Annotated in this window: 13 protein-coding genes; 6 read left to right on the top strand and 7 right to left on the bottom strand. The window is 63.9% G+C overall.

Features of this window, described 5'->3' with window-relative positions; genetic code table 11:
- Positions 1-55: 55 nt before the first annotated feature.
- The gene (locus tag NIBR502770_RS00170; protein WP_141180609.1) at positions 56-463 is read right to left on the bottom strand and encodes a hypothetical protein; all 408 of its coding nucleotides are present in this window, start codon (positions 461-463) and stop codon (positions 56-58) included.
- Positions 464-1,051: 588 nt separating this feature from the next.
- On the opposite strand from NIBR502770_RS00170, the gene NIBR502770_RS00165 reads away from it, so the two are divergent.
- Together NIBR502770_RS00165 and NIBR502770_RS00160 are read left to right on the top strand one after the other, a co-directional pair.
- Entirely contained in the window at positions 1,052-1,561 is a 510-nt protein-coding gene (locus tag NIBR502770_RS00165) for a TlpA disulfide reductase family protein (protein ID WP_210418845.1), read from the top strand.
- 13 nt (positions 1,562-1,574) lie between these two features.
- Positions 1,575-2,546 (top strand): cytochrome c biogenesis CcdA family protein, encoded by a 972-nt coding sequence (locus tag NIBR502770_RS00160; protein WP_141180608.1) that lies wholly within the window; start codon positions 1,575-1,577, stop codon positions 2,544-2,546.
- 115 nt (positions 2,547-2,661) lie between these two features.
- On the opposite strand, the gene NIBR502770_RS00155 is transcribed toward NIBR502770_RS00160, so the two are convergent.
- The 5 genes from NIBR502770_RS00155 to merA form a co-directional block, all read right to left on the bottom strand.
- Positions 2,662-3,168, bottom strand: coding sequence for a DUF1440 domain-containing protein (locus NIBR502770_RS00155; RefSeq protein ID WP_141180607.1), 507 nt, complete (start codon positions 3,166-3,168; stop codon positions 2,662-2,664).
- Positions 3,169-3,245: 77 nt separating this feature from the next.
- Positions 3,246-4,595: an NAD(P)/FAD-dependent oxidoreductase gene (locus tag NIBR502770_RS00150; protein WP_141180606.1), complete on the bottom strand. Its 1,350-nt coding sequence runs from the start codon at positions 4,593-4,595 to the stop codon at positions 3,246-3,248.
- A gap of 154 nt (positions 4,596-4,749) precedes the next feature.
- Entirely contained in the window at positions 4,750-5,103 is a 354-nt protein-coding gene (locus NIBR502770_RS21385; RefSeq protein ID WP_246857238.1) for a hypothetical protein, read from the bottom strand.
- Positions 5,104-5,443: 340 nt separating this feature from the next.
- Positions 5,444-6,109 carry an organomercurial lyase MerB gene (merB, locus tag NIBR502770_RS00140; RefSeq protein WP_141180604.1) on the bottom strand — a complete coding sequence of 222 codons (666 nt, stop codon included), beginning with the start codon at positions 6,107-6,109 and terminating at the stop codon, positions 5,444-5,446.
- Positions 6,110-6,158: 49 nt separating this feature from the next.
- The gene (gene merA, locus NIBR502770_RS00135; RefSeq protein ID WP_141180603.1) at positions 6,159-7,601 is read right to left on the bottom strand and encodes a mercury(II) reductase; all 1,443 of its coding nucleotides are present in this window, start codon (positions 7,599-7,601) and stop codon (positions 6,159-6,161) included.
- Between the two features lie 283 nt (positions 7,602-7,884).
- On the opposite strand from merA, the gene NIBR502770_RS00130 reads away from it, so the two are divergent.
- The gene (locus tag NIBR502770_RS00130; RefSeq protein WP_141180650.1) at positions 7,885-8,274 is read left to right on the top strand and encodes a heavy metal-responsive transcriptional regulator; all 390 of its coding nucleotides are present in this window, start codon (positions 7,885-7,887) and stop codon (positions 8,272-8,274) included.
- A 93-nt stretch (positions 8,275-8,367) separates the two neighbouring features.
- Positions 8,368-9,048, top strand: a complete 681-nt coding sequence (locus NIBR502770_RS00125) for a haloacid dehalogenase type II (RefSeq protein ID WP_141180602.1) — start codon at positions 8,368-8,370, stop codon at positions 9,046-9,048.
- An 81-nt stretch (positions 9,049-9,129) separates the two neighbouring features.
- Here the strand turns inward: NIBR502770_RS00125 and NIBR502770_RS00120 are convergent, their stop codons facing one another.
- On the bottom strand, positions 9,130-9,720 hold the full coding sequence (locus NIBR502770_RS00120) for a recombinase family protein (RefSeq protein WP_141180601.1): 591 nt from the start codon (positions 9,718-9,720) through the stop codon (positions 9,130-9,132).
- A gap of 285 nt (positions 9,721-10,005) precedes the next feature.
- Here NIBR502770_RS00120 and NIBR502770_RS00115 point away from each other — a divergent pair, with 285 nt between their 5' ends.
- Complete coding sequence (locus NIBR502770_RS00115) at positions 10,006-11,031, top strand: hypothetical protein (protein ID WP_141180600.1); 1,026 nt, start codon at positions 10,006-10,008, stop codon at positions 11,029-11,031.
- 182 nt (positions 11,032-11,213) lie between these two features.
- A complete protein-coding gene (locus NIBR502770_RS00110; RefSeq protein WP_141180599.1) occupies positions 11,214-12,587 on the top strand; it encodes an ATP-binding protein in 1,374 nt (457 codons plus the stop codon).
- Positions 12,588-12,808: the final 221 nt, after the last annotated feature.

Genomic DNA, 12,808 nt, shown 5'->3' with positions numbered 1-12,808 from the left:
TGGCCCGGACAAGCCGTGTCTCGCTCCTGGAAGACCCGACTTCCGGCGTGGCTCATCATCCCGGGTTGCGGTGTCCGTCCAGGATTTCGGCACGTTCCTTGACGGCGTCGACGTAGTCGGTGAACGCCTGCTGCATGTCGGGGCTGGCCTTCCAGGGCAGCCCCCGCAGCGGGCCGGTAAACTCCTCCTTCACCCGCAGGTGCGTCATGCCGCCGCGGGGTTCGAGCTTGAGTGTGCGCACGCCGGTGAACAGACCCAGAGGCAGACCGCCGGTCCAGGTCATCACCTCGCCCGGCATCTGCTGGACGCGCAACCGGAGCGTGCGGTTCGCGCCGGTGCGGGTCCGGATTCTGATGGTGCCACCGTTGCGCAGCTCGTCCCGAAGTCGTCTGCACTGGCCGTCCCGGCGGCAGCTCGCCTGCAAGTGTGCTGAGACCAGGGCGAATGAAGCTATCAGGGCCATAACTTGCCCGGCTTGCTGAGCTCCACAGGGAGGCTTGACCTTCCCCTCTGGTGGAAGGTCGACACTGGTCTCGGGAGATTGTTTTCACACACTCTTGAGGAGAAATCGTATGTCTGATCGTCCGTCCGCCCCTTCGGGGGGAATGCCCGGCATTCTATTCGCTGTCGGGGCCGTTACCCTGGCCGTTATCTGTTGTGCCGGCCCGGTTCTGATCGCAGGAGGCGGACTCGCCTTGGCGGGCGGGGTAATCGGAAATCCTGCCGTCCTTGCAATCGGTGCGCTCATTGTTGCGGGAGCCGTCGCGTTTACTCTGAGCCGCCGCCGCGTCCGTGCGCGGGCAAATGAAGTACCGGGCGGCCAGTCCGAGGGCGGGTCATCCGCTGCTGAAGCTCGCTCCCCGAAGATAGCTGACTGCTGTGACCCCCAAAAGACCGGGGCCAACGCTTCCGCACAGAAACCGGAGAGCCGGGACACTTCATCCACGAACGGAAGGAACAGCCGCCCATGACCGCTTCCACACCACCGTCAGAACCCCGTCCGACACGGCAACACCCGCGCCAGCGGCCCGCGGCCCGCGCAGGTGCACTGATGGGCGCACTGCTGACCGCAATACTGCTCGCCGGCTGCGGCTCGACCACCGGCGCAGGCGCACCGCCGAGTGCAGCGGCTGCCTCAAGCGCCGGCACCGGTTCGGGGCCCGCGGTTGCGTCTGTCTCGGTGAAAACCCTTAACGGCTCGCCGCTGACGCTTCCGACGGGTAAGCCGACCGTCATCTATTTCTTTACCGCCTCCTGCGGCCCCTGCGCCACCGGGGTGAAGAATGTTGCCTCGGGCCTGGCCAAGGCCGCCCCAGGCGCGCAGGCCGTGACCGTCGATCTTGATCCCAGCGAGCCGACCGAGGTCCTGAACCAGTTCATCGCCTCTGTCGGCAACCCGCCGGTCACTATGGTGCGGGACGACGGGACCCTGTTGAAACACTTCAACGTCGATTCCCTCGGGACGACGGTCGTCCTGAACTCGTCAGGTAAGGAAATCTTCCGCGGCGTCGATCCCTCCGCCGACGAAACTGCCAAGGCCCTCGCGGCCGCCGGCTCGTAGGAGGGAACGCCCCATGACAGGAACACTCGCCTTCGCTTTCGGCGCCGGCATGCTTTCGACCGTGAACCCCTGCGGATTCGCCATGCTTCCGGCTTTCCTGGCCTACTACATCGGCCGGGACGACACCGGCGCCGCAGGTCCGGGACTGCTCCGCCGAGCCCTCAGCGGCCTCGCCGCAGGAGCCCTGGTCAGCCTCGGATTCGCCGGGATCTTCACCATTACCGGACTGCTCGTTGCTTTCGGGCTGCGCAGCATCATCGGCGCCGTCCCATGGGTGGCCGTCCTGATCGGGGTCCTGCTCGCCGGAGTCGGCATCGCGATGCTCGCCGGCCGCCGCGTGGGGCTGACCCTGAACTCGAACCGGATCAACCGGCCCGGCCGCGGTCCGGGCTCGATGATCGCCTTCGGCGCCGCCTACGCCGTCGCATCGCTCTCCTGCACCCTGGCGGTGCTGCTGGCAGTCATCGCCCAGGCTCTGGCCGCGAACAGCATCACAGCCCTGATTTCGGTCTTCGTGGCCTACGCCGGAGGGGCGAGCATGGTCCTGATCCTGCTGGCGCTCTCCTCGGCACTGGCCAGCGGAGCCTTGGCCAAAGGACTGCACCGGGCCTCACGCTACCTGCCCCGTGTCGCCGGAGCCGTCCTCGTACTTTCCGGTGCCTACCTTGTCGCTTACTGGGCTCCCGCGCTGGCCACCGGCCAACCCAATCAGGGCATCGCCGGAGGGATGAACGTCGCATCTTCGGCAGTGACCGGGTTCATCGGGGCCAATACCACCCTCATCGCGGTTCTCGCCCTCTCCCTCGCCGCGGCCGTGCTGCTCGCGGCCCTCGGGACACGCAGGCGCACCGCCGGGCCGGTGCCGAAGGAACCCGAGGAGAACTGCTGCGCACCCGCAGCCGAACCGCCCGTAAATGCCGCCAACCACTCCGCCGCCGACCTGAACCGCACGACCCCTGCATCACGCGACGCCCCGCCGGCCTGACGCAGGAGCACGAGGCGCCGGGGCAAGGCGGTTTGATGAACACACCTGGACCCCGGCGCCGTCGAGCCGCCGACCGGCAGTCAGCTGAGCTTGGGTTCGAGACCGTCGGGGAAGATCACGGTCGGCGTCCCCGCAGTGCCCAGAGCGTCTCGCAGGTTGCGGCTACGGCGAGCCCGAACACCTGGTGGGCGGCAAAGCCACGCAGATGGGTCACCAGCGGGTATGCGCGGTTCGGGGCGCTGAACCCGGCCAGGGGCGTCAGCAATTCATCGGCGATCAACGACATCGCCGTCCCCGTGGCCAGGCCGGCCGGGACCACTCTCATCCCGGTCGTGCGGCGCAGCAGCACATACAGGGGCGACCAGCTCAGTGCAAGCCCATAATGCATGAACAGCGAAGCTCGCTCCAGCGCTTTTCCCTCCAGCATGATCCCGCCGGCACCGAAGATCTTCTTCGCGGCCAGTTCATAGGGCGGCCCGGGTCGGGCGGCGTCTTCCCTGGCCCGGTCCTGTGCGGATTCCAGTTCGTAGAGTTTCATGCTCACCGGTTCCATGGCCTTGGTCCCGACGTAGCCGGCGACCCAGGCGGTGACCAGGTCTTCGAATGCTTCGGTGATTTTCATGATGGCCTTCTCCCTTTGTGGCAATCGTGTAATCCCGGATTCCCCGGAGGCTACAACCTTTGGGGTGTGTGCGGCGGCTAGATGTCGAGTTTGTCCAGGGCGGCCTGGTACGCCTCGTTGTAGGTCGGGTACTGGGCGACCTGGTCCCGCAACGTGGCGATGGGGATCCGGGCGCGGATGGCCAGGGAGGCCTGGTGGATCCATTCCCCGGCCATCGGGGCCACCGCCCAGGCGCCGATCAGGACCTTCCGGTCGGTGTCTGCCAAAAGCCCGAGGTGTCCGCGGGGATCCCGTTCGTAGGTCCAGGGCCGGGTGATGGCTGCGGCGAGGTCGATTTCCGCCGCTGTGGTGTTCAGGCCCTCCTGGTCTGCCCGGGCCTGGGTGAGGCCGGCGGCGGCGATTTCCGGGTCGGCGAACACGACCCGGGGAATGCCCTCGTAGAAGGCCTTCCGGGGTTGGCCGAGAATAGCGTCGGCCGCGATACGGCCCTGGTACTTCGCGACGTGGGTGAAGGCCATAATTCCGGTGACGTCCCCGATCGCCCAGATCTTCTCACCCGCACGGCAATGTTCATCAACCTGCACCTGCCCGCGGTCACCCAGGATCACTCCCGCCTGCTCGAACCCCAGATCCTGGGTGCGCGGGGTGCGGCCGGTGGCAAAGATGACGACGTCGGCCGCCACCTCGGTGCCGTCGTCGAGGTCAAGGACGCTCTGCCCGCCTGCACGACGGCCGCGACGGGCGTTTACTCCCAGGCGGATGTCGATCCCGGATTCGGGGAGGTATTTGCCGACCAGTTCACCGGCGCGGGGTTCTTCACGTTCCAGGAGCCGGTCCCCGCGGTGGATCAGGGTGACGGTGACTCCGAAGCGGGCCAGGAACGTGGCCGTCTCAATCCCGACGGCGCTGCCGCCGACGACCACAGCGCGTTCCGGCAGGGTCGTGGCCGTATAGGTTTCCCGGTTTGTCCAGGCCGTGATCTGATCCAGGCCCTCCAAGGCCGGGATGACCGGGGCGGAACCGGTCGCGATGATGATGTGCTCGGCGCTCAGTTCCCGGTCTCCGGCCCGGATCCGTCCGGGTCCGGTGATCCGGGCCTCCTCTTTAATGACCACGGCACCGTGGCGGGCGTACCCGTCGATCTGGTCCTTGTCATCAAGATGCCTGATCATGTAATCGCGGTAGTCGCTGGTTTCGGCCCAGTCCAGCTCCGCGCCCGTAACACCGGCCGCCCGGTGCACTTCCGTTCGGGCCTCGGGTGGCCTGAGCACGGTTTTGGACGGCACGCAGGCCCAGTACGCGCATTCCCCGCCGATGAGCTCGCGCTCGATGACCGCGACCTTCTTCCCGGCTTTCAGCAGCCGGCCTGCGGCGACTTCCCCGCCGGGCCCCATCCCCAGCACTGCCACGTCAAAATGTTCGCTCATCGTTTGTCCCTTCAATCGTCATTGGCCGTTCAGGTTCTAGTCGAGCTTCCCGTAGCGTGGCCCCGGATTCCGGACTTACTCCGTGCGCTTTCTTCCCGGTTTCACACGGGCCAGGCACGGGTGAGGGCGGTGGTTGCGGGAGGAGCCTTGTCGTTCAGAGGCCGGGCGGGAACGCGTATTTCGGCTGGATCATGGCCGCTTCGTTCCCGTATACCAGCGCGATCTCGTCATGGGCAGCCAGGACAACTTCCGTGAGACCCCATGTCTTGGCTTTTCCGTTGACGTACACCGTCCACTTGCCCGCGTCGGAACTGCATTCCGGGCCGATACATCCGGTGCCGCCGAGCATTCCCCATTCCTGCAGAACCTGGCCCAGGGTATAGCGCTGGCCGGCCGTGGGCGCCTCGATATGGATTATCCCGGAGGTGTCATGGGTGTGCAGGGAGGATATTCCGTCGGGTTTACCGTCCGGGCCGACACTAACCCCGATGCCCCCCGGAACCGTCACGGGTTTCCCGTGCACGACCACGTCCAGATGGGCATGAAAATGTTCCGCCGTTCCCTCGGCAGTCAGGACAGGCAGCCCCGCGGCCTGGATCCTCCCGGCCGCCCCGGCCGGATCCAGGTCCCACGTAGTCGCGGACGGTCCCGCCGGAGCTGCCGGAACGGTCGGGGCAGGGGCCGATGTCGCCCCCTGTGCCGGAGACGTCGGGGTACCGGAACACCCGGCCAGAGCCAAAGCTGCCAAGGCGGCGGCGGGTAGGGTGAACCAACGCTGTCTCATGCGTGAGGGGTGGCCTTTCAAATCAAACGGTCCGGCACTGGAAAGGGCGCCGGTGCGACGGGATTTAGCAGCTGCAGCTTTGCGCCCCGTTGCCCGGTTTCTCCCTGCCCTGCGTGGGGATCCCGGCGAGCATTTGGTCGGCCATGGTGGAGGCCAGGCGGTATGCCTCGTCGACGGGGATGACGGTGCCGTCGGGGTGGTTCTTGAGCCAAGGTTCCGCTTCTTCGGGTGAGGCGAAGAAGTGGACCTGGTTACAAAAGGATGAGCGGACAGAGCTCATGTCCTCCGGATTAACCAGTGAGACCACGGCGGTGGCCGGCTCAACACTGGTGACACCGGAGCCCTCGACCCGCACCCGTACGGGTGTTCCCGTTGATTTGTAGGCGGATTCGATCCGCGCGGAACCACCCAGAAGGGTGGGGAAAATCAGGGTGTCCAAGGCGCACCAGGTATAAAGCTGTTCGCCGTCGACTTCGAAGCGGTGCTGGGTGGGACGCATCGTCAGGCCCTGCCCGATGATCCGCCCGGACCCGTCGTACTCGGTGTCGGCCATGGTCTCCAGTGCGGCGCGGATCTCCGGCTCAGTGCGGCCGGTGGCAGCGGTGAGGTCATTCACGTCGACCGGGTCGCCCTGGGCGAGGAGCTTCAGCAGGGGCAGCCACAGCCAGGGCTGCATGCCGGTTTCGGCGGAGGCGAGGCGGTCGGTGACCTGGTTGATGTTGTTTGTCATCGTTTTTCCCTTCGGTTGGGGATTGGGCCGTGAGACTGACAGGCAGGCGTCAGGAGGCGCAGCAAGAGAGTTTGGAGATGTCGGTACTGAAGGACTGGGCCGCGATCTTGATCCCCTCGGCCATGGTCAGGTACGGGGACCAGAGGTTCGCCACCTGGTGCACGGTCATGCCTGCCTCGAGGATGTAGACACCGGCGGCGGCGAGGTCTCCTGCTTCCTTGCCCACGGCGGTGATTCCCACAATCCGCCCGGTGGAGGCGTCTGCGACGATCTTGATAAAACCGCGGGTGTCCCTGTTCACCAGGGCCCGGGGCACGTATTCCAAGGGCAGGACCCGGCACTCGCACCGGATGCCCGCCGCGTTGGCTTCCTTATCGGTCATCCCGACCGCGGCCAGCGCGGGGCTGGTGAAGGTGACACGGGGCAGGTGCCGGTAGTCGACCTCGCGGCCTGCGTTGTTGAAGGCGTTTTCGACGGCCAGGGAGCCGTGGGCGGCTGCGACGTAGACGAATTCGCGGTGTCCGGTCACGTCCCCGGCTGCCCAGATCCGGTCGTTGGAGCTGGTCAGCTGGCTGTTGACCAGGATCTCTCCGCCGTCCCCGGTCTTGACGCCGACGGCGTCCAGGTTCAGGCCGTCGGTGACCGGGCGCCGGCCCATGGCGACGAGCAGCCGGGTGGCCCGGAATTCTTCTTGCCCGCCTGAGACGGCAGCGGTCGCGACGATCTCTCCGGTGGCCGGGTCGGTCCGTACGGCGGAAACGGCGGCACGGCGGACCACGCGGATGCCCTCATCGGCGAAGACGCCCATCAGGGCCCGGGACGCTTCGGGTTCCTCGGCCGATGCCAGCCGGGACCGGACCAGCATGGTCACCTTGGACCCGAGCCGGGCGAAGAGCTGGGCCTGTTCCAGCGCCACATAGCCGCCGCCGAGCACCAGCAAAGAGTCCGGAACCTCGTCCAGTTCCATCGCCGTGGTTGACGTCACGTAGTCCGTGTCCTGCAGTCCCTCGATCGGGGGCGCCCAAGGACTGGAGCCTGTGGCCACCAGATAGTGCGCCGCAGTGACGGACTCGCGTGCGCCGCCCTCACCGGTGATTTCCAGGACCGGTTCCTGCGGGGTGCCGGCGAAAACGGCGTTGCCCTGACGCAGCTCCCAGCCGTAATCCGCCGCTAGGTCCACGTACTTATCCGCGCGCATCGTCTCCACAAGGGAACGTTTCCCGCCGACGAGCGCACCCATATCCACCGGCTCGGCAGAGGTGCTGATGCCGGGGAACCGGCCGGAAGCGTCCAGGGCAACGTGTCGGGCCTCGGCCGCCGCGAGGAGCGCCTTGGACGGCACACAGCCGGTGTTCACGCACGTCCCGCCGACGGTGGAACGCTCGATCATCAGCACGCGTTTGCCCAGGTTGGTCGCCCGGATCGCGGCCGCGAACGCCCCGCCGCCGGAACCGATGATGGCCAGATCAAAATCAGGTGTTGGTTCAGACATGAAATCCTCCAAAGTCATACAGCAGCGCCGCCTGCAATATCCGCAACGGCGCCTCGTGAATGGGTCTGCCCCAAGTCTGCACCTTCCACCACGGGGGAAGGTCAAGAGGTGGACTCATCGCCGGCACACAAGCGCGGAGCCCCGTCCCGGCTTCACCCCCCAAGAAAAAGATGAGTTCCCCTCGGTCCGGGGTGGCCCACACATGTTCCTGCGGTGCCCGTTATTGACCTTCCAGTAGACTGGAAGGTCAAGAGGGAAATTCCCCGGGACGAAGAGGTGCATGATGCGCATTGGCGAGACCGCCGCAGCTGCGGGCTTGACGGCTAAGACACTGCGGTTCTACGAGGACCGGGGCCTGCTGCCGGCCGCCGACAGGGCCCCGAACGGATACCGCGACTATCCCCACGAGACGGTCAGCCGGCTGGAATTCATCCGCCGCGGCCGCACCGCCGGACTGACCCTGGCCCAGATCAGCGACATCCTCACCGTCCGCGACCTCGGGCAGGCCCCCTGCGTACACGTGAAGGATCTGCTGGCCAGTCAACTCCGCCACCTCGATGCCCAGATCGCCGAACTCACAGCGCTCCGGGCAACCGTCGCCGAATTCCATGACGCCGCGGCCGCAGGAAACCCCGCATCCTGCGACCCCGAACGCATCTGCAGCTACCTCTAACGAAAGCCACGGCCCTGCCAGTTGGCCGCTACTGAATTCCCCAGTGCCCGGCAGACTTGCACTCAAGACGTACATGCGACCACAGGAGAATCCATGACCACCGCCATTTCAGTCATTGTCTTTGATGTCAACGAAACCCTGTCAGACATGTCACCCATGGGGGAACGCTTCAGCCAGGTCGGAGCGCCGGCTGAACTGGCCAAACTCTGGTTCGCCACACTGCTACGTGACGGCTTCGCACTGACGGCCAGCGGAGACAACGGCTCATTCGCCGCCATCGGGGCCGACGCACTCCGGGGACTCCTGACCGGCGTGGAACTCAACCGCCCCCTCGCCGCAGCGGTCGACCATGTCATGGCCGGCATGACCGGCCTCGGGGTACATCCAGATGTACCCGAGGGGATCAGGGCACTCGCCGCTGCAGGGTTCCGACTGATCACGCTCAGCAACGGCTCCGCCCAGATCGCCGACAAGCTGTTCAGCGAAGCCGGGATCCGGGACGCGTTCGAATCGCTGCTTTCGGTCGAAGACGCGCCCGCCTGGAAGCCTGCCCGGGCCTCTTATGAATATGCCGCCGCTGCTTCCGGGGCTGACCCGGCCGGCATGCTGCTGGTCGCCGTGCATCCGTGGGACATCCACGGCGCCGCCCGCGCCGGATTGCGCACGGCCTGGCTGAACAGGACCGGGGGTAGCTACCCGGGCCACTTTGAGACTCCTGAATTCATCATCACAGCCCTGACCGAACTTCCCGCGGCCCTGGCAGCTGCGCGCTGACGAAAACCGGCCCCGCCCGGCTGGTGCCTCTCTCACAATCGGATTTTGAGAATCGAGGGTGCGGAGCTCAGGGCTAGACAGCTAAGAGCGTGCGGACTTGGTTTCCGGGACTCCGTTTTGACTGAGGGCCCTGGTCAGCGATGAGACGCTGACGCTAAGCCTTTGAGCTGTCTCCTTCAAGGTATGACCCTCGCCGCGTAACTGTCGGGCCGTTTCAAGCTTCCCCGCCGTCATGGTGCGGGGGCGTCCACCCAGCCGGCCGCGCGCCTTCGCCGCAGCCAGGCCAGCCTTTGTCCTTTCGGACAACCTCGAACGCTCGTACTCTGCCAGGGAGGCGAACATGTCAAAGATGAGCTTGCCGTGCGCACTGGTGGTATCTAGCCATGGCTCGGCCAGGGAACGGAACCCTATCCCCCGCCGCCCCAGCACTGTCACAATGTCAGCCAGATCCGCCGTGCTACGACCCAGCCTGGTGAGGTCAGCAACCATCAGGACGTTGCCCGGTTGCAGGTAGTCCAGGCACTCCATCCACCGCGCCCGGGCCTGCGTCGCCCCGGAAGCGTATTCCTGAAACACGCGGACCGCCCCCGCCGACACCAGCGCATCAACCTGGGAATCCAGAGACTGCCCCCGGGTGCTGACCCTCGCATAGCCGATCACATTGCCCGACACGTCAAAAACCCTCCACCTCACGTTTTGACCGGATTTCATTTCGGAAACCAGTTCTGACCAACCCTATTGGGGCAATCCGGCTGTTTTTAGGAGGCTTGCCCGGATTCGGTAAGAAACGGTCGTTTTTGACGCCACCTTGGAGGCCTCAAGTACGAAACGGGAACGCCGCAGCTCGATTCCCCTGAGCATCGCCGTGGCCGCCCGGGCTCATCACCACCCTTGACCACTTCGAAACTGGAACCCTTCAGGAGGCGTTCCCGCCGAGGCCACGTCTATTATCGATCGGTGGTCTCATCCGAATTCCTTTCATGCTTCTCCAGAACACCGTTACTCCAGACCGTCATGCAGTGCGACCCGATCACCGTGATCGTCAATGCGCCGCAACAGAATGCCGGTGATCCAAGTACCCTTTTGGCTACGCTAAGCCAGGCCTCAGCCGTTCTCGTTGCCATTATCGGCGGGTTTCTTGTGAGCCGCCTAGTGGCCATCTCTAGCGAAAGAGAAGGACTTCGACGGCTTCTGGCCGCAGCTTCAGGTCGCATATCCCATGTCCAATCGGATCTGGACGATGCCCGCAAGGTAAGGCTCGGAAGGGCTCAACGAGATTTCCATGACGAGGCTGTGGATAAGTTCCTTGAGGATCCCGAACTGGATTTGGACGAAATGCTTCATGACTTTGTTCCGAGGGGAACTACCGAGGAGGAGCTCAAGCCGTACGCACTTGAATTGCGGGAGCGCACCGTGCAGGCGGTGAAAGACATTAAGGCGGCCTTCAGGAGAGGCGATACCCGAGAGCTGGACCTTGAGGACCTTGTCGCCCGTGGTCTTTCCATCGACACTGATCGAGATCTGTACGAGAGCGCGTTCGAACATCTGCGGAAGCGGCTGCCCTCACCTCCTGGGATGTTTGGAGGCGCATTCGATCATCGATCATTGATCGCCGGCATAACGCCCCCTTGGGTGCATGAAGTAAATGCCCGACGGGCTGATGAAGCACTTCGGGCCGAGTCGGATTTGAGTACGCAACTCAAGTCAGCTATCGCCGAGCGGAGCCGCTTGAATGACGAGTTGGTTCGGGTTGGTAAGCCGCTCGGGGTTCTTTCCGCGATTTGGATGCTAGGCGTCCTCTCACTCTTGGGGATCCTAGTGCCAGTGGTTGTGATGGCCCTTGAGCCGGATGCCTTGGCAAATTGGGCGAAGGTTGGTCTCATCGTCAGCTTCGTCGTTGGGCTACTAGCCATCCTTGGCTATGTTGTGTGGTTCTGGCGAAAGATCGGCGCCAATGAGGAACAAACCGTAGCCAGCGAGTGACGCCTTCCTTCCCAAGAGACTCCGACACATCGTGAGCGATCGCTTTTGACTGACTTTCGGATCTAAAGCAGCGCAAGGTCCCGCAGTCATGGAAAGCCAGGTTTTCCTTTCTCCTCGCGAACCGCCACACATCAGCAGCGAAGAACGAGGGTGCACGAGGGCGGCCGTCGTAGGCTCTAGCCATGACCTCAAAACCCTTGCTAGCTGTCGATAAGGTCTTTGTGCCTGGGCTCGACTCCGAATACACACATGTCGAACGGGAAAATGCTCCCCAGGTCGCCAGGATCCGCCAATATGTGCACCAGAAGGGATACCTCATCCCTGTGGTAGGCCCCACGAAAATGGGCAAAACGGTATTGGTTCGCAGGACTGTGCCCGATGCCTTTTACATTGACGGCAGCTGGATCACCGATGCCAAGGATTTCTGGGTACGTCTAGCGGCCCAACTCGACATACCAACGTCCCAAAATGGCAACAAGACAAATGGTGACACCTCGAAATGGGGATTCAAAGCCAAGCTCGACCTCCTGCTTGGTAGCGCCGAAAGCCAAATTGGCGGCGAGCACTCGCGCATTATTGCCAAGGGTTGGTCCGCCGAAATTCCCGCAGACCAAGCTGTCACGGCGGCCATTCGCGCCCTGAACGAAGTCGATCAATCTGCTGTAATCATCATCGATGACTTCCACTACATGCCGCCCTCCGTGCGCGCTCAGGTTGTCGCCAGCCTCAAGGGACTCTGCGCAAATGGCGCCACTGGCGTACTCATCACATTGCCTCATCACCGCAACGAAGCAGTGACCCAAATCCAGGACATGATCGGTCGGAACAAAGTGGCAACGCTGGAGGGATGGACACTCTCTGAGCTAGAAGAGATAGCTAAGCTCGGTTTCCACAAACTCAATCTCCTGGACCCCAGCGGCGCATACGGACAAATGCTAGCCCGTGAAAGTTACGGTAGCCCTCAGCTCATGCAGGCGCTGTGCCTCAGCTTTGTCCGCGACGTCAACGGCATCAAGGTAGAGCAACAGCAGCCCACGCCCCTTCAGGCTCCTGCGACGTGGTCCGATTTCTTCGAGGAACAGGTGGATGAGAGGGCCTACGAATGGCTCGAGACCTTGGTCTTCGGACCTCCGGTACGAGGTCAGGACCGTCGGGTATTTGACTTGCAGGACGGCCGCAAATTGGACGGATACCAGCTAATCTTCGCTGCCCTAAAGGCCGGCGGCCCGGTCCTTTCGACGAAGGTTCGCGACTTGAAACCTATCGTCACACAGCTGCTGACAAACGGTTCGAACGATGAATACGCGCGACTCAACCTCGTTACCAAGCTGAACCAACTCACTAAGATCTCCTCCAGAACGCTGAGCGCTCAACACGCGGATGACCTTGAAACCGAGGATGACGAGCTACCAGCAGCAGCACCGGATGAGTCCCTGCCAAACAACAAACATCAGCCTTTGTTCGAATACAACTCCCGCAGGCACGGCGAAATCGACATCCTGGAGCCATACCTGGCTTATGCCTTGAAATGGAAGAGCGACGGACTCCTGGCCTAATCCGCGGACCGCCGAGGGCATTCCGGAAGGTCCGTGCGTGACGTTAAGAAGGCAGGGCCGGCGTGAGCCGGCCCTGCCTGGTTTTCCCTCTGCAAAGGAAATATGTGGTTCAGCTTAGCTGAACTGTTTTGTGGTGCTGCCGCGGCCTGGTACCTCGTTGTTCCTGGTCCCGCGGGGGTGGTGGTGCGCCGGCGCGTGGTCGCGGTTAATGGCGGTCCGTC

The sequence above is a fragment of the Pseudarthrobacter sp. NIBRBAC000502770 genome (assembly GCF_006517815.1).
GTDB classification, from domain to species: domain Bacteria; phylum Actinomycetota; class Actinomycetes; order Actinomycetales; family Micrococcaceae; genus Arthrobacter; species Arthrobacter niigatensis.
This window is presented reverse-complemented; position numbering and strand designations above follow the sequence as displayed.

Excerpts from the sequence above, each read along its gene's own strand:
- merA (WP_141180603.1), bottom strand. The coding sequence starts at position 7,601 with ATGTCTGAACCAACACCTGATTTTGATCTGGCCATCATCGGTTCCGGC.
- NIBR502770_RS00125 (WP_141180602.1), top strand. The coding sequence starts at position 8,368 with ATGACCACCGCCATTTCAGTCATTGTCTTTGATGTCAACGAAACCCTG.
- NIBR502770_RS00170 (WP_141180609.1), bottom strand. The coding sequence starts at position 463 with ATGGCCCTGATAGCTTCATTCGCCCTGGTCTCAGCACACTTGCAGGCG.
- NIBR502770_RS00165 (WP_210418845.1), top strand. The coding sequence starts at position 1,052 with ATGGGCGCACTGCTGACCGCAATACTGCTCGCCGGCTGCGGCTCGACC.
- NIBR502770_RS00160 (WP_141180608.1), top strand. The coding sequence starts at position 1,575 with ATGACAGGAACACTCGCCTTCGCTTTCGGCGCCGGCATGCTTTCGACC.
- NIBR502770_RS00150 (WP_141180606.1), bottom strand. The coding sequence starts at position 4,595 with ATGAGCGAACATTTTGACGTGGCAGTGCTGGGGATGGGGCCCGGCGGG.
- NIBR502770_RS00130 (WP_141180650.1), top strand. The coding sequence starts at position 7,885 with ATGCGCATTGGCGAGACCGCCGCAGCTGCGGGCTTGACGGCTAAGACA.
- NIBR502770_RS00155 (WP_141180607.1), bottom strand. The coding sequence starts at position 3,168 with ATGAAAATCACCGAAGCATTCGAAGACCTGGTCACCGCCTGGGTCGCC.
- merB (WP_141180604.1), bottom strand. The coding sequence starts at position 6,109 with ATGACAAACAACATCAACCAGGTCACCGACCGCCTCGCCTCCGCCGAA.
- NIBR502770_RS00110 (WP_141180599.1), top strand. The coding sequence starts at position 11,214 with ATGACCTCAAAACCCTTGCTAGCTGTCGATAAGGTCTTTGTGCCTGGG.